Origin of the sequence: Enterococcus sp. S22(2020) (assembly GCF_020295385.1) — a bacterium.
In the GTDB taxonomy this organism is placed as follows: Bacteria; Bacillota; Bacilli; order Lactobacillales; family Enterococcaceae; genus Enterococcus_L; species Enterococcus_L dunnyi.
In genome coordinates, this window is sequence record NZ_JACFUD010000003.1 from 326041 (window position 1) to 341570 (window position 15530).

The following is a 15530-nucleotide window of genomic DNA, read 5'->3' on the forward strand; positions in this document are numbered from 1 at the left end:
ACGCTAAGCAGAGAAAACAAAAGAAAGACGTGCAAACACCAATGAATCGTTGGAAGATCGCTTTTCTTATTTTAGTTGGTACTATTATGGCAAGTTTAGCTTTTATTTTTGTAAGAATCACTCAAGTTCGTGAGCCTAATTATAAACCGGTTCCTGAACTGGTTGCTAAAGAGGGAACACCTGTAATTGCTATTCAATCAAATAAAAAACAGGTCAATGCATTGATCGATTTTTTCCTTAGTGATTTTCAAAAGGATTCTGACATTACCTATAAATTTTATTTAGAAAACGAAGCTATGTTGAACGGAACTTTTGAAGTTTTAGGCTATCCAATTGAATTCAACCTTTATTTCGATCCATTTGTGATGAATGATGGCAATGTTCAACTAAAGGCTAAAAGTTTATCAATTGGAACGCTAGGTTTACCAATAAAAGAGATCTTGAAGTTTGTTCAGCGAGATTATAAGCTACCAAGTTGGGTAGAGGTAAATCCGGATGACAGTACTATTTTGCTGCGTTTAGATCAGTTTAGAATGCAAAACGGCCTGTTTATTCGAGCTGAAAAAATCAATTTAGTAGACGATGATATTCGAATGAACATCTATCTACCAAAAGATACTTCAAGTAAGGAGGATTAATTATGAGTGAAAAAGCAATATTTGCTGGAGGTTGTTTTTGGTGCATGATCCAGCCGTTCGATACCCAACCTGGCATTCTTTCGGTTACCTCTGGGTATACAGGAGGACATGTGCCTAATCCCACTTACGAGCAAGTCTTAAGTCATACTACTGGGCATACTGAAGCTGTCGAGATCGAATTTGATCCCGAAATCATGTCATATGAACGATTAGTAGAAATATACTAGCAACAAACAGATCCTACCGATGCTCTTGGTCAATTCGAAGATCGCGGGGACAATTATCGACCAGTGATTTTTTACACAACAGATGAGCAAAAGGAAATTGCGATACAAAGCAGAAAAGCATTAGCGGAAAGCGGACGCTTTGATGATCCTATAGTTACAAAGATCGAACCGGCTGTCACTTTTTATCCTGCCGAAGACTATCATCAAGATTTTTATCAAAAAGACCCTGAACGCTACGAAGATGCTCACGCAAATCGAGCAAATTTTATAAAAGAAAATTGGTGAATCAATGAGAAGAAGTTTCTACCATTACTTAATGACTTTACGAGCTCCTAAAAAAACTGCAGAAAGTCAATTTGCCAATGACGCTGCAAAAGACATTCAATTCCCAAAACAATCTGAGGATTATCATGAAATATCCAGTTACTTGGAAATGAATGTAGATTATATAAGCAATATGCTCATTTTTGATGAGTTGTGGGAAAAATACTTAGAAAACAACAAATAAAAAGCGGGGAAGACTTTTCCTTGCTTTTTTTTCATGTTACACTGGAATGCATGCAGTATAAATTAGCAGGAAGGAGAGAACGCTATGAAAGAGAAACGACAAGTGCCTTATTATCAGTACATAATTTCAATTTTATGTGTCGCGTTTCTTGTTGGAAGTGGTAGTTATATTTATTTTGATCACCAATATAAAAAACAACTTGCAGATCGTCCAATGCAAAGCAGTGAGCTAAAAAAAGTTGACGCTCTTTACAACGAAATTGTCACAAATTACGTCGGAAAGGTCGATGAAGAAAAGCTAGTAGATGGTGCATTAAAAGGAATGACAGAAGCGTTAGACGATCCATATTCCAGCTATTTAAATGAACCCGAGGCAGATGAACTGGATCAAAGTCTTTCAGGAAGTTTTGAGGGAATTGGTGCAACCATGACCATGACCGATGAACTACCTACTGTGGCACAAGCACCGATCGACGGATCTCCAGCTGCAAAGGCAGGAATCAAAGCAAACGATCAAATCATCAAAGTGGATGATGAGGAAACGAAAGGAAAAACACTCACTGAAGTTGTAAGTAAAATACGAGGAAAAAAAGGGACAGAAGTCCGCTTGACCATCACTCGTGGTTCTGAAACTTTTGAGCTAAAATTAAAACGAGATACAATCCCGATCGAAACTGTTAAGGGAGAAATCGATGCCAAAGATAAAACGATCGGCAGCATCAAAATTTCTTCCTTTGGTGAAAATACATACCAAGAGTTGAAAGATACGATCATCTCATTAAGAAAAGACGGGGCAACCTCCTTCGTGATCGATTTACGTCAAAATCCTGGGGGCTTATTGGATCAGGTGGAACAGATGGCCAGTATGTTCTTAGAAGATGGTCAAACTATCGTGAAATTTGAAGATAAGCAGGGAAATACAAGTGAAGATACGGCTTCTTCTGAATTAGATGACGGGTTTAAAGTAAAAGAGCCAACTGTTGTTTTGGTGGACGAAGGCAGTGCGAGCGCTTCTGAAATTTTCGCAGCGGCTCTAAAAGAATCTGGAAATAAAAAAATCATTGGGATGAAAACCTTCGGCAAAGGTACTGTCCAATCAGTGAAGAATTTGAACGATAAAAGTGAGATCAAATTGACTGTGATGAAGTGGTTGACGCCTAAAGGTGAGTGGATTCATGAAAAAGGATTAGAGCCAACGATCAAAGCAGATTACCCTGACTATGCCTATCTAGCTCCGATTTCTAGAGACAAAACGTTGAAAATAGGCGATTCTTCTTCTGTTGTCAAAAATCTCAATGCTTTATTAAAAGCTTTGGGATATGAAGTAAATGCCGAAAGCAGTGATTTTTCTGAAGAAACGAAAAATGCTGTAGCTGCTATTCAAACTGAGAACAGTCTTCCAGCTACTGGTGAAGTAGATAACGAAACTGCAGATCATATCGAAAAAGAAGTAGCGAAAAAAATTGTTGAAAATGATCAAGCCTATGATTTGGGCGTCAAAGAATTACAGGAAGAACGAAACAAAAATTAAAAATGATGGTGTGAATTGGGGTGATTCATTAAACGATATTTTACCTTTTTCACACCTTTACTTTATTTTGTAAAAGGATTCATTTTTTTCTATAAAAATAGTCGCTTTTTCTAATGTTCTTCCTTTATAATAAGATAGACGAAAGGATGGGGAAGATGGATCAAAAGAAAAATTATGTTGGTTACTTTATTTCTTTCATGAAATTACTCATTCCTTCTGTTGTCTTAGTTTTTATTTTGAGAGGTTTTTTCTTGATTCCTGTTCCGGTTGACGGAAGTTCAATGGCCAAAACACTGAATCAAGGGGATATGATCGTGATGGAGAAGTTCACTTCGATCAAGCGGTTTGATGTAGTTGTGTTTAAATTACCGAATGGATCGATTTATATTAAACGGATCATTGGGCTGCCGGGGGATGCAATTCGCTATGAGAACGATCAGCTTTATGTGAATGAAACTCCGGTAGAGGAACCCTTCCTAGAAAAAAATCTGAAAAAAGATCATGAAACGGTTCCTTACACGACCAATTTCGATTTGAGCGATCTGATCACAGAAAAGGTGCTGCCTGAAGATCACTACTTTGTACTAGGTGATAACCGTCGGATGTCAAAGGATAGCCGTTCTTTTGGAGCAGTCGAAAGTAAGTATATTTTAGGCAAAGCTCAATTTGTGTACTACCCATTTTCACACATGAAATTTATACCAAGATAGGTGATAAAATGACAATACAGTGGTTCCCAGGACATATGGCAAAAGCCAGAAGAGAAGTATCAGAGAAAATCAAATACGTAGATATCGTATTTGAACTGATTGATGCGAGATTGCCGCTTTCATCTCGCAATCCAATGATGGATCAAATCGTTCAGCAAAAACCTCGATTGATCTTATTGAATAAAGGAGATTTGGCAGATAAGGAGCAGAATCAAAAATGGCAACAATATTTTCAAGAAAAAGGTTACCATACCCTGATTATCAATGCTCAGCAGAATAAAGGAGTCAATAAAATCGTTCCAGAAGCCAAAAAGGCTCTGAAAGAGAAAATCGAACGTGAACGAGCAAAAGGACTGAAGCCTCGCGCGATCCGTGCCATGTGCATTGGGATTCCTAATGTCGGGAAATCAACGCTGATGAATCGATTAGTCGGGAAAAAAATAGCACAAACAGGCAACAAGCCGGGTGTTACCAAAGGACAACAATGGCTGCGTTCAGGAACGGAGCTAGAACTTTTAGATACGCCGGGTATTTTGTGGCCTAAATTTGAAGATCAGGAAATTGGAAAAAAATTGGCATTGACGGGAGCAATCAAGGATCAACTTCTTCATTTAGATGATTTAGCCATTTATGGTTTGTCGTTTTTTTCTCGTTTTTATCCTGAGCGTTTGATTGAACGATACCGTCTAACTGAAGAAGAAACTTTTTTACCACCTGCGGAGCTTTTGATGCTGATCAGTCAAAAACGTGGGTACCGTGATGATTACGATCGAGCAAGTGAAATGATCATCCAGGAGATCCGAAGCAGTAAATTGGGACCTTATACATTAGATCGTTGGGAAGAATTAGGAGCTATAAATGATGAAAGCTGAATCGATTCAACAAATAAAAATGGCTTTAGCTGAAATTGATAGAAGAGATGACGAACGAATTGAGCACTGGCAGCAAGATGAGCGCAGCGGAGTACAACAAGCTCTAAAGCAATGGGAACGCAGAATTCAACGATATGAAAAGGACATAGCGCTTTTAGATGAGATGCAAGTGTTTGAAAGGAATGCCCGCACACAAGGACATCGTTTGATCGTAGGAATCGACGAGGTTGGTCGAGGTCCTTTGGCTGGACCAGTCGTTGCAGCAGCGGTTATTTTACCAGAAAAATTTCAATTGCTTGGTGTTAATGATTCTAAAAAGTTATCTGCTAAAAAAAGAGATGAGCTTTATGATCAAATTCAAAATCAAGCTATTTCTATCGGTATTGGCATGGTGGATCACAATAAAATCGATGAAATCAATATCTATCAGGCATCTAAACTTGCAATGGGAATCGCATTAGAAGATCTTAGCTTCATGCCTGATTATTTGTTGATAGATGCAATGACTTTGGATGTCAAGATCCCTCAAGAAAATATCATAAAAGGAGATGCACGCTCTGTTTCGATTGCAGCTGCAAGTATTGTAGCAAAAGTTATTCGTGATCGATTGATGGAGGACTATGCCAAAATGTATCCCGGTTATGGTTTTGAAAAAAATGCTGGTTATGGAACAAAAGAGCATTTACAAGGGATCAAGGAGCTGGGAATTTGTAAAATTCATAGAAAGACCTTTGCTCCAATAAAAGATTTTTGTTAAAAAATAAAAAAGACCTTCTTTTGCGGATACTTACTATAACAAGTATACACAAAGGAAGGTTTTTTTATGAATGAAGAACAACGGGCACTATTTTTTAAACTTTCGGTATGTAAAGGCATAGGCAATCTAGGAATGCTAAAAGTATTAGATTTTTCAATGAATTATAATAATATAGCTGATTTCTCCAAAGAAGAGATTATTCATATAGCTGAAATCCGAACCTATCAGAAGATTTTTTTACACTCTTGGGAGTATTGGACTAGAGAAAATAAGAGCCTAAGATCTTTTCAAGAACAGCATAGTTTTATTACAATTTTAGATGATGACTATCCAACATATCTGAAGCAAATCTACAATTGTCCAGTTTTATTATTTTACCAAGGAAATATTGCTCTTTTAAAGAATCCTTGTTTATCTTTTGTTGGCGCTAGATCTTCTTCTGTTTATGGAATAAATGTCGTTAGGCAATTAGTACCTAAAATGATTGAACATGGGCTGACGATCGTCAGTGGATTAGCTAAGGGAATAGATAGTGTAAGCCATCAAGTAGCAATGCATCATTCAGGTCAAACGATCGGTGTGATCGGAACGGGACTAGACTATTGCTACCCAAAAGAAACAGCTCATGTTCAACGCAAAATGATGGCAGAACAGCTAGTGATCAGTGAGTATCCTAACGGAACAAAGCCAAGAAAATACCATTTTCCAATGAGAAACCGGATCATCGCAGGCATCAGTTTAGGTACATGTGTGATCGAGGCCGGTAAAAAAAGTGGCTCTTTAATTACTGCACAAGCAGCATTAGAATACGGAAGAGAAGTATTTGCAGTTCCAGGAAATTCACTAGATTTGCGTTCTGATGGTTGTCATACACTGATTCAAGAAGGTGCAAAGTGTACGATTTGCCCTCAAGATATCCTTGAAGAAATCCAAAATTTTTCAATTTAATACTATCAATCCTTGACAAACCTGTGATGAATAGATATGATGAAGTACGATTTGTGAGTTCTCTACATTTTGATATATATAATAGAAGAAACACAAAAACCGAAAGGAGCCACACGTTGAATGGCGTATAAATATCTAGTTATTGTAGAATCCCCAGCTAAAGCCAAAACGATTGAAAAATATTTAGGAAAAAATTATAAGGTAGTTGCCAGTGTTGGACACATTCGTGATTTACCAAAAAGTAAAATGGGTATCGATATTGAAAATAATTATGAACCGCACTATATCTCGATCAGAGGTAAAGGCGATGTAATCAAAAGTTTAAAAGCTGCTGCTAAAAAAGCTGATAAAGTCTATCTCGCAGCCGATCCGGACCGAGAAGGAGAGGCAATTGCCTGGCATTTATCTTACCTTCTCGGCCTTGATCTGAAAGACAAAAACCGAGTTGTCTTCAATGAAATTACAAAAGAAGCAGTCAAAGCTGCGTTCAAAGAACCTCGAACGATCGACCTAGATTTAGTAGATGCGCAACAAGCTCGTAGAATTTTAGACCGTCTTGTTGGCTATTCACTTAGCCCCATTCTATGGCGTAAAGTCAAAAAAGGCTTAAGTGCAGGCCGTGTTCAGTCTGTTGCATTGAAGATCATTATTGATCGTGAAAATGATATTCGTAAATTTATTCCAGAAGAATACTGGAGTATTGATGGAAATTTCCAAAAAGCAAAGAAAAAATTCAAAGCGAATTTTTGGGGTGTGGATGGAAAGAAGAAAAAATTACCTAATGCTGAAGCAGTCAAAGAAGTGACCACTAGAATTACGGGAAAAGATTATGATGTTACCAAAGTTGAGAAAAAAGAACGTAAACGTAATCCAGCATTACCTTTTACTACGAGTAGCTTACAACAAGAAGCAGCTAGAAAATTGAATTTTAGAACGAGAAAAACAATGATGGTTGCTCAACAGCTATATGAGGGAATTGCTTTAGGAAAACAGGGAACAGTTGGTTTGATCACTTATATGCGTACCGATTCAACCAGAATCGCGGATTCAGCGAAAGAAGAAGCTGCAGAATATATCGAAAAAAATTACGGTAGTGAATTTTCAGCACACGGCGGGCGTAAAGCCAAAAATTCACAAGGGGCGCAAGATGCCCATGAGGCTGTCCGACCATCAAGTGTATTGCGCTCACCTAATGAAATCAAGCAATACTTAGACAAAGACCAACTTAAATTGTATACATTGATTTGGTCCCGATTCGTTGCAAGTCAAATGACACCAGCAGTGCTGGATACAATGAAAGTAACCCTTGAGCAAAATGGCGTGATTTTCATTGCAAACGGTGCAAAAGTGAAATTCAAAGGGTTCATGCAAGTTTATGTTGAAGGTCGAGATGACGGAAAAGAAGACAAAGAAAATATTCTTCCTGATTTAGTTGAAGGAGATAAAGTCAAGGCTGTTGATATCGAACCAAAACAACATTTCACTCAACCTCCAGCACGATTCAGTGAAGCAACATTGATCCGCGCATTGGAAGAAAACGGAGTGGGACGTCCATCAACGTATGCACCAACTTTGGAAACTATTCAAAGACGTTATTATGTTAAATTAACGAATAAACGTTTTGAGCCAACTGAACTTGGTGAAATCGTTAATTCTCTGATCGTGGAATTCTTCCCGCAAATCGTTGATGTCCATTTTACTGCATCAATGGAAGGGGATTTGGATAAAATCGGCGTTGGGCAGGAAAAATGGGTGGAAGTTGTGGACCGCTTCTACCAACCATTTGAAAAAGAATTGACCAACGCAGAAGAGAAAATCGAAAAAATCCAAATCAAAGATGAGCCAGCTGGTTTTGACTGCGACCTTTGCGGACACCCAATGGTCATCAAACTAGGACGCTACGGAAAATTTTATGCATGCAGCAATTTCCCAGAATGTCGAAACACTAAAGCCATCGTTAAAGAAATCGGTGTAACATGTCCAGTTTGTAATGAAGGCCAAGTTATTGAACGTAAATCTAAGAAAAACCGATTGTTCTATGGATGCAGCCGTTATCCAGAATGTGACTTTACTTCTTGGGATAAACCAATTGGACGTCCATGTCCAAAATGTGGTCAGTATCTTGTTGAAAAGAAAGTCAAAGGCGGAAAACAAGTTGTCTGTATCAATGGTGATTACGAAGAAAATGTTCAAAAATAGCTATCTTGACTACAAATAAAATAATCAATTATACAGAAGCAATTACTTTTTTAAAGTCAATTGTTTCTGTATCTATATAAAAGAAAAGAGGATCTAAATGACTACTACTTCTGTAACAGTTATTGGCGCTGGTCTAGCTGGCAGTGAAGCTGCTTGGCAAGTTGCCAAAGCGGGTGTGCCAGTTACTCTATATGAAATGCGACCAGTAAAAAAGACACCAGCTCACCAGACTGAAAATTTTGCTGAGTTAGTTTGCTCTAACTCCTTAAGAGGAAATAATTTAACGAATGCAGTAGGGGTTTTAAAAGAAGAGATGCGCCGTTTAGACTCAATTATAATCAATAGCGCTGATTTAACGGCAGTTCCCGCAGGAGGAGCTTTGGCAGTCGATCGAGATACCTTTTCTCAGGAAATCACAGATCGGATCAAAAATCATCCGTTAATTACTGTAAAAAATGAAGAAATCACTGCATTACCAGAAGGAATCGTTATTGTAGCAACAGGACCTTTGACCTCAGAAGCTTTGGCAGAACAAATCAAAGAATTCAATGGCTCAGATGGTTTCTATTTTTATGATGCAGCTGCACCGATCGTTGATAAAGCAACGATCGATATGGACAAAGTTTACCTGAAATCACGTTATGATAAAGGAGAAGCAGCTTACCTAAACTGTCCGATGACAGAGGAAGAATTCACTGCTTTTTATGAAGCATTAGTTTCTGCCGAAGTCGTTCCGTTAAAAACATTCGAAAAAGAAAAATTCTTTGAAGGATGTATGCCGATCGAAGTAATGGCTAAACGCGGAATCAAAACAATGCTATTTGGACCTTTAAAACCTGTAGGACTTGAAGATCCTAAGACAGGAAAACGTCCGTATGCGGTGATTCAATTGCGTCAAGATAATGCAGCAGCGTCTTTATACAATTTAGTTGGATTTCAAACTCATTTAAAATGGGGAGAGCAAAAACGTGTTTTCCAAATGATTCCCGGGTTAGAAAATGCTGAGTTTGTGCGATATGGTGTGATGCATCGAAACAGTTTCATGAATTCACCAGAGCTTTTAAAACCAACCTATCAATCTCAAAAGAGAGAGAACCTGTTTTTTGCAGGTCAAATGACTGGTGTTGAAGGATATGTTGAGAGTGCGGCCAGTGGTTTATTGGCAGGTATCAATGCAGCGCGTTTAGCTAAAGGAGAAGAGCCTATTGTCTTTCCAAGAGAAACGACACTTGGCAGTATGGCCTATTACATCACTCATGCAGAAGGCAAGCATTTCCAACCAATGAATGCCAATTTCGGTCTCTTTCCTGAGATGCCTGAACGAATTCGTGATAAAAAAGAGCGTTATGAAGCAATTGCCAATAGAGCATTAACAAAATTGGCTGAGACAAAACAAGAATTTGATCTTGTCGATTAGTAATTAAAAGCTAAGGTACTTAGGGTGGAAACATTCTGTACCTTAGCTTTTTTTGTCTGCTTTTTGACTTGTCACAGATTAGATTTCCCTTATAAAACACGAGTTATTTATCTTCAAATATGAATAAATTGTTACTAAATTTGAAAATATTAATTAAATTCTGACAATTCATTTGTTTTTTCAAAATGGTTATGCTAAAGTTACCTTGTAATTTGATGGAGGGGAAATTATGCAGCAAAAAAACTGGCCGGAGATGTTCTTAACTTACTTGATCGTCGAACGCGGTTACTCTGAAAAAACACGAATTGCCTATGAAGAAGACATTCTAAATTTTTTTGATTTCCTGAAAAATTCTGGAGACGCTGATTATTTAACAGTCGATCATTTGGATATTCGTACATACTTAAGTTTTCTGTACGATAAGAAATACAGTCGCAATTCGATCAGTAGAAAAATTGCTAGTTTACGCTCATTCTATCAATTTTTACTTAAAAATGAAGTAATCAAAGAAAATCCATTTTCCTATGTTCATATGAAAAAAAAGCAATTAAGACTTCCTCGTTTCTTTTATGAAAAAGAGATGGATGCACTTTTTGAGAGTGCTAAGGGAACAAAACCACTGGACTTAAGAAATCAGGCACTGCTTGAAATTTTATATGGAACAGGTATTCGTGTGAGTGAATGCGCTAACTTAACGCTCCAGTCAGTGGATTTTTCTGCAAATGTGTTACTTATCCATGGGAAAGGAAACAAGGATCGTTATGTCCCTTTCGGCTCATTCGCTCAAGATGCATTAAAAGAGTATCTTGAACATGGTAGAAAAGTTTTGATGGAAAAACATGGGAAAGATCATGCATTTGTTTTCATCAATCACCATGGGGATCAGATCACATCAACAGGGATCGAATATGTGTTGAATCAATTGATCAAGAAAAGCACGCTAAACGGGGATATCCACCCTCATATGCTGCGGCATACCTTTGCCACCCATTTGCTGAATAATGGCGCTGACATGAGAACCGTCCAAGAGCTCTTAGGACATTCGGATTTATCGACAACTCAAATTTATGCGCATGTAACAAAAGAAAGTTTACAAAAAAATTATCGAACATTTCACCCTCGAGCTTAGCAAAAAAATATTAGCTGCTTTAAAGGCGTGGATCTATAATACAACAAAAGCGTGTGAGCTTTTGATTTAGGAGGAAGTATCATGGTTGAATCACAATTTCACTCAACAACGATTTGTGCGGTTGAAAAAGATGGAAAATTTGCGATGGCTGGTGACGGTCAAGTTACGATGGGTGAATCTGTCGTGATGAAAGGAACAGCTAAAAAAGTTCGTAGAATTTATAATGATGAGGTCGTTGTCGGTTTTGCAGGCAGCGTTGCAGATGCATTTACTTTAGAAGAAAAATTCGAAGGTAAATTGAATGAATATAATGGAAATCTGACTCGAGCAGCTGTTGAGCTCGCTCAGGAATGGCGTACACAGCAGTCTATGCAAAAGTTAGAGGCAATGTTGATCGTCATGAATAAAAAAGAAATGCTTTTAGTTTCCGGAACAGGAGAAGTGATCACACCAGATGATGGCATTTTAGCCATTGGCTCAGGTGGCAACTTCGCACTTTCCGCTGCAAGAGCGATGAAACATTACGGTGATAAAGAGATGTCTGCCAAAAGCATTGCGGAAAATGCATTGAATATAGCCGCAGATATCTGCGTTTTTACAAACCACAATATTATTGTAGAAGAATTATAGATGGAGGATTCTAGCTATGAATGAACTGAATAAAACACCTAGAGAAATCGTGAAGGAATTAGATGAATATATCATTGGCCAAGAAACGGCTAAAAAATCTGTTGCTGTTGCTTTAAGAAATCGATACAGACGTCTGCAGCTCGATGAAAAAATGCAGCAGGATATCACACCTAAAAATATGCTGATGATTGGTCCTACTGGGGTCGGAAAAACTGAAATCGCTCGACGTTTGGCTAAAATCGTCAATGCTCCATTTATAAAGGTTGAAGCAACTAAATTCACGGAAGTTGGCTATGTAGGTCGTGATGTGGAATCAATGGTCCGCGATTTAGTAGAAAATGCCATTCAAATCGTCGAAAAAAAACAATACAGTCGAGTCTATTCTCAAGCGCTAAAAAAAGCGAATAATCGTCTGGTAAAAGTATTGGTTCCTGGGATAAAAAAAGAACAAAAACAAGCATCAACTAATCAATTTGAACAAATGATGCAAATGTTCTCAGCAGCACAACAGCCACAGGAAACACAAGAAGAAGTAACGGAAGAAATCAAAATCAACCGAAAAACCGTTCTTGAGCAGTTAGAAAAAGGACTGTTGAATAATCGTGAAGTTACAATCGAAATCGATGAACCTAAGAAAAATATGCCGGCAATGAATGCAGGGATGGAGCAAATGGGGATCGATTTAAACGAAACGCTAGGGGCATTGTCACCAAAGAAAAAAATAGAGCGCACAGTCACTGTAAAAGAAGCGCAAGAACTGCTAGTCAAAGAAGAATCAGCTAAAATCGTCAAAGATGCTGATATTCACAGCGAAGCGATTCGTTTAGCAGAGAGTAGCGGGATCATTTTTATTGATGAATTCGATAAGATCACGTCAAAAAGCCAGCAAAATTCTGGAGAAGTGTCACGCGAAGGAGTACAGCGTGATATTTTACCGATCGTTGAAGGCTCACAAGTCAATACAAAATACGGTCCGATCCAAACAGATCATATTTTATTTATCGCGTCGGGTGCCTTTCATTTATCAAAACCAAGTGATTTGATCCCGGAACTGCAAGGGCGTTTCCCGATTCGTGTAGAACTAGATGATTTAACCGCTGAAGATTTCGTTAAGATTCTGACTGAACCAAATAACGCGTTGATCAAACAATATATAGCATTGATCGGAACAGAAAATGTAACAGTTATTTTCACTAAAGAAGCAATAGAGCGTATTGCTGACATCGCTTTTGATGTCAATCGCGACACGGACAATATTGGGGCACGTCGTCTGCATACGATTTTAGAGCGTCTTTTAGAAGATTTGTTATTTGAAGCACCAGATATGCAAATGGGTGAAATTACGATCACAGAAGCCTACGTGAACGAAAAATTGAACAGCATCGTTCAAAACGAAGATTTAAGCCGCTACATTCTTTGATCCTAGTAAACGTTCTTCGGACATCTTTTTAAAACAAGCTTGATAGTTTTTAAATTAGGAGGAGTAAAAATGACTACTTTATTAGAAAAAACGCGTCAAATCAACAAATTATTACAGCAAAAGAATACGTTTGATCAAAAAGCTGATTTACCTTACGATAAAATGGCGATGATCTTAGGGGACGTATTAGACAGCAATGCTTACATCATCAGCAGTGAGGGCGTACTGTTAGGGTATAATGAAAAACTAGATGTCAATAATGCACGTGTCAAACATATGTTTGAAGAAAAACGCTTTCCTCAAAGCTATACAGATGCAGCGGACAATTTAGCTAAAACAGAAGCAAATATTTCCATTACAAGTGATCTGACAGCTTTTCCTGTGGAATGGCGCGAAAAATATCCGTTTGGATTGACAACGATTGTTCCGATGTTTGGGGCAGGAGAACGTTTAGGGACGATCATTTTGGCGAGAGTGGAACAGTCTTTTGATGATGAAGATCTAGTTCTAGCTGAATATAGTGCGACCGTTGTTGGCATGCAGATCTTGTATCAACAATCCAGATCGATCGAAGCAAGTGTTCGCAGTGCAACCGCTGTTCAAATGGCGATCAACACATTATCTTATAGCGAACTGAAAGCTGTTCATGCGATTTTCAAAGCTTTAGATGGGGAAGAAGGTCGTTTGACAGCCTCAAGTATTGCAGATGAGATTGGAATCACGCGATCAGTGATCGTTAATGCGTTGAGAAAATTAGAATCTGCCGGAATCATTGAATCTCGTTCGTTAGGGATGAAAGGAACTTATTTGAAAGTCTTGAATAAGCAATTCATGAAAGAACTAGAAAAAGAGAACTAGTAGGGGGCATGACAAATGACTGTACAAATTGAAAATGAATTTTTGATCGCAACGATTGCAGAAGACGGAGCGGAATTGATCAGTTTAAAATCTAAAAAAAGTGATATCGAGTATATTTGGAACGGAGATCCAGCTTTCTGGGGACGTCATGCACCTGTTCTTTTTCCTTTTGTAGGTAGATTGAAAGAGGATCGATACACATATGGTGGCAAGTCTTATCCGATGGGACAGCATGGCTTCGCGAGAGATCAGGTCTTCGAAGTGATCGAACACGGGACAGAATTAGTTTCTTTATCGCTTAAAAGTTCAGCAGAAACGAAGGAAGTCTATCCTTTTGATTTTGAATTGATTCTTTCTTATGCCTTAGAAGAAAACAACCTTACTGTAAACTATCAGGTTGAGAATACAGGCAATGAAAAAATGTACTTTTCGATTGGCGGTCATCCAGCTTTTAATGTGCCTTTAGAAAAGAACTTATCATTTGATGATTATTATTTAGGGTTCTCACCACAAAAGTCACGCATTCAAATCCCGTTAAGCGGTCCTTATGCTGACTTTGCTCATAAGACACTTGGACAGACAAATACAAGTCTAGATTTGCGCAGAGAGTTATTTAAAGAGGATGCGATCATCTTTGAAACAAAAGGAGTCAATACCTTTACGATCGCAACGGATGAAAGTCCTCACAGCATTAGTTTAAGCTATGCTGACATGCCTTATGTCGGCTTTTGGTCTCCTTATCCAAAGGAAGCTCCATTCGTCTGTATCGAGCCATGGTGCGGAATTGCAGATGGTGTAGATGCAACAGGGAATCTTATTGATAAAATCGGCATCAATCAGCTTGATAGCTCAGGTATATTTAAGACACACTATACACTAACAGCGAAATAATAAAAACAGCCAAAGACGAACACCTAATATGTTCGAGCTTTGGCTGTTTTTTATTTACTATTTTTTGCCCCTAATCCAAAGGACACACGGCTTTCTGTTCCTTCTTTGATTCGTTTGATGTTGTCTTTATGGCGGACAAAAATAAAAATCGTCAATGCCACAGCGATCAAAGTCAGCAACCAGTCAAATCTCGGCAAAATCTGTGGGATCGCGAAAGGAATAATAATCGTTGATAATGTGATCAACACAGCACTAACCATACTAGTCAAACTTACCATACTGGTAATATACAATGTAATAATAAAAATCAATGCAGAATAAACAAAAAATGTTGGACTATAGGCTAAAATCATCCCCGCGCTTGTTGCAACAGCTTTGCCACCTTTAAAATTCGCAAAAACTGGAAATGTGTGTCCCAATACAGCTGCTACACCGAAAACCAACGGATTGACATTCAAAGAAAATAAGAGTGGTAAACTAGTTGCTAAAGTTCCCTTTAAAATATCCATCAATAAAACAGTGATTCCAGCTTTTTTCCCTAATACTCTAAACGTATTGGTCGTTCCAGTGTTGCCACTCCCAAAAAGGCGAATATCTTTTTTGAAAAAAAGTTTTCCGATCCAAACGCCAGACGGAATCGAACCTAATAAATAGGCAATGATCAATAATACTATAAATTTCATCAAGTGACCTCTTTCTGTTCAAGCTAGCCTATATTTTATCATGAATAGAAACAGCTAACAATAATTAACTATTCGTTGTATAATAAAAAAGAAGCGAAATTAAGAGAGGATGA

15 protein-coding genes and 1 pseudogene are annotated in these 15530 nt (G+C 38.0%); 15 read left to right on the forward strand and 1 reads right to left on the reverse strand.

Going from position 1 to position 15530, the window contains the following annotated elements:
• Nucleotides 1-41 precede the first annotated feature (41 nt).
• From H3T55_RS07285 to H3T55_RS07355, 15 genes and pseudogenes are all read left to right on the forward strand, one after another.
• Nucleotides 42-638: a YpmS family protein gene (locus H3T55_RS07285; RefSeq protein WP_225534146.1), complete on the forward strand. Its 597-nt coding sequence runs from the start codon at nt 42-44 to the stop codon at nt 636-638.
• A 2-nt stretch (nt 639-640) separates the two neighbouring features.
• Nucleotides 641-1150: pseudogene (msrA, locus tag H3T55_RS07290) on the forward strand (peptide-methionine (S)-S-oxide reductase MsrA).
• A gap of 4 nt (nt 1151-1154) precedes the next feature.
• Nucleotides 1155-1373, forward strand: a complete 219-nt coding sequence (locus H3T55_RS07295; protein ID WP_087640099.1) for a YozE family protein — start codon at nt 1155-1157, stop codon at nt 1371-1373.
• An 84-nt stretch (nt 1374-1457) separates the two neighbouring features.
• Nucleotides 1458-2903, forward strand: coding sequence for a S41 family peptidase (locus tag H3T55_RS07300; RefSeq protein ID WP_225533947.1), 1446 nt, complete (start codon nt 1458-1460; stop codon nt 2901-2903).
• A gap of 155 nt (nt 2904-3058) precedes the next feature.
• A complete protein-coding gene (lepB, locus tag H3T55_RS07305) occupies nt 3059-3613 on the forward strand; it encodes a signal peptidase I (protein WP_225533948.1) in 555 nt (184 codons plus the stop codon).
• An 8-nt stretch (nt 3614-3621) separates the two neighbouring features.
• Nucleotides 3622-4485 carry a ribosome biogenesis GTPase YlqF gene (ylqF, locus tag H3T55_RS07310; RefSeq protein ID WP_087640096.1) on the forward strand — a complete coding sequence of 288 codons (864 nt, stop codon included), beginning with the start codon at nt 3622-3624 and terminating at the stop codon, nt 4483-4485.
• On the forward strand, nt 4475-5242 hold the full coding sequence (locus tag H3T55_RS07315; RefSeq protein WP_225534147.1) for a ribonuclease HII: 768 nt from the start codon (nt 4475-4477) through the stop codon (nt 5240-5242). Before ylqF ends, H3T55_RS07315 begins: the two co-directional genes overlap by 11 nt.
• Before the next feature lie 66 nt (nt 5243-5308).
• Nucleotides 5309-6190: a DNA-processing protein DprA gene (gene dprA / locus H3T55_RS07320; RefSeq protein ID WP_225533950.1), complete on the forward strand. Its 882-nt coding sequence runs from the start codon at nt 5309-5311 to the stop codon at nt 6188-6190.
• Between the two features lie 120 nt (nt 6191-6310).
• A complete protein-coding gene (gene topA / locus H3T55_RS07325) occupies nt 6311-8389 on the forward strand; it encodes a type I DNA topoisomerase (RefSeq protein ID WP_087640093.1) in 2079 nt (692 codons plus the stop codon).
• 97 nt (nt 8390-8486) lie between these two features.
• Complete coding sequence (gene trmFO / locus H3T55_RS07330; RefSeq protein ID WP_225533951.1) at nt 8487-9806, forward strand: FADH(2)-oxidizing methylenetetrahydrofolate--tRNA-(uracil(54)-C(5))-methyltransferase TrmFO; 1320 nt, start codon at nt 8487-8489, stop codon at nt 9804-9806.
• 229 nt (nt 9807-10035) lie between these two features.
• Nucleotides 10036-10935, forward strand: a complete 900-nt coding sequence (gene xerC, locus H3T55_RS07335; RefSeq protein ID WP_225533952.1) for a tyrosine recombinase XerC — start codon at nt 10036-10038, stop codon at nt 10933-10935.
• An 81-nt stretch (nt 10936-11016) separates the two neighbouring features.
• Nucleotides 11017-11565 carry an HslVU peptidase proteolytic subunit gene (gene hslV, locus H3T55_RS07340; protein WP_087640090.1) on the forward strand — a complete coding sequence of 183 codons (549 nt, stop codon included), beginning with the start codon at nt 11017-11019 and terminating at the stop codon, nt 11563-11565.
• A gap of 16 nt (nt 11566-11581) precedes the next feature.
• Entirely contained in the window at nt 11582-12985 is a 1404-nt protein-coding gene (gene hslU, locus H3T55_RS07345) for an ATP-dependent protease ATPase subunit HslU (protein WP_087640089.1), read from the forward strand.
• 69 nt (nt 12986-13054) lie between these two features.
• Entirely contained in the window at nt 13055-13843 is a 789-nt protein-coding gene (codY, locus tag H3T55_RS07350; protein ID WP_087640088.1) for a GTP-sensing pleiotropic transcriptional regulator CodY, read from the forward strand.
• Between the two features lie 15 nt (nt 13844-13858).
• On the forward strand, nt 13859-14734 hold the full coding sequence (locus tag H3T55_RS07355) for an aldose 1-epimerase family protein (RefSeq protein WP_225533953.1): 876 nt from the start codon (nt 13859-13861) through the stop codon (nt 14732-14734).
• Between the two features lie 50 nt (nt 14735-14784).
• Here H3T55_RS07355 and plsY read toward each other — a convergent pair whose 3' ends face one another.
• Entirely contained in the window at nt 14785-15417 is a 633-nt protein-coding gene (gene plsY, locus H3T55_RS07360; protein ID WP_225533954.1) for a glycerol-3-phosphate 1-O-acyltransferase PlsY, read from the reverse strand.
• Nucleotides 15418-15530: the final 113 nt, after the last annotated feature.

Coding starts and splice junctions, on each gene's coding strand:
- H3T55_RS07285 (WP_225534146.1), top strand. CDS start 42: ATGAATCGTTGGAAGATCGCTTTTCTTATTTTAGTTGGTACTATTATG.
- H3T55_RS07295 (WP_087640099.1), top strand. CDS start 1,155: ATGAGAAGAAGTTTCTACCATTACTTAATGACTTTACGAGCTCCTAAA.
- H3T55_RS07300 (WP_225533947.1), top strand. CDS start 1,458: ATGAAAGAGAAACGACAAGTGCCTTATTATCAGTACATAATTTCAATT.
- lepB (WP_225533948.1), top strand. CDS start 3,059: ATGGATCAAAAGAAAAATTATGTTGGTTACTTTATTTCTTTCATGAAA.
- ylqF (WP_087640096.1), top strand. CDS start 3,622: ATGACAATACAGTGGTTCCCAGGACATATGGCAAAAGCCAGAAGAGAA.
- H3T55_RS07315 (WP_225534147.1), top strand. CDS start 4,475: ATGAAAGCTGAATCGATTCAACAAATAAAAATGGCTTTAGCTGAAATT.
- dprA (WP_225533950.1), top strand. CDS start 5,309: ATGAATGAAGAACAACGGGCACTATTTTTTAAACTTTCGGTATGTAAA.
- topA (WP_087640093.1), top strand. CDS start 6,311: ATGGCGTATAAATATCTAGTTATTGTAGAATCCCCAGCTAAAGCCAAA.
- trmFO (WP_225533951.1), top strand. CDS start 8,487: ATGACTACTACTTCTGTAACAGTTATTGGCGCTGGTCTAGCTGGCAGT.
- xerC (WP_225533952.1), top strand. CDS start 10,036: ATGCAGCAAAAAAACTGGCCGGAGATGTTCTTAACTTACTTGATCGTC.
- hslV (WP_087640090.1), top strand. CDS start 11,017: ATGGTTGAATCACAATTTCACTCAACAACGATTTGTGCGGTTGAAAAA.
- hslU (WP_087640089.1), top strand. CDS start 11,582: ATGAATGAACTGAATAAAACACCTAGAGAAATCGTGAAGGAATTAGAT.
- codY (WP_087640088.1), top strand. CDS start 13,055: ATGACTACTTTATTAGAAAAAACGCGTCAAATCAACAAATTATTACAG.
- H3T55_RS07355 (WP_225533953.1), top strand. CDS start 13,859: ATGACTGTACAAATTGAAAATGAATTTTTGATCGCAACGATTGCAGAA.
- plsY (WP_225533954.1), bottom strand. CDS start 15,417: ATGAAATTTATAGTATTATTGATCATTGCCTATTTATTAGGTTCGATT.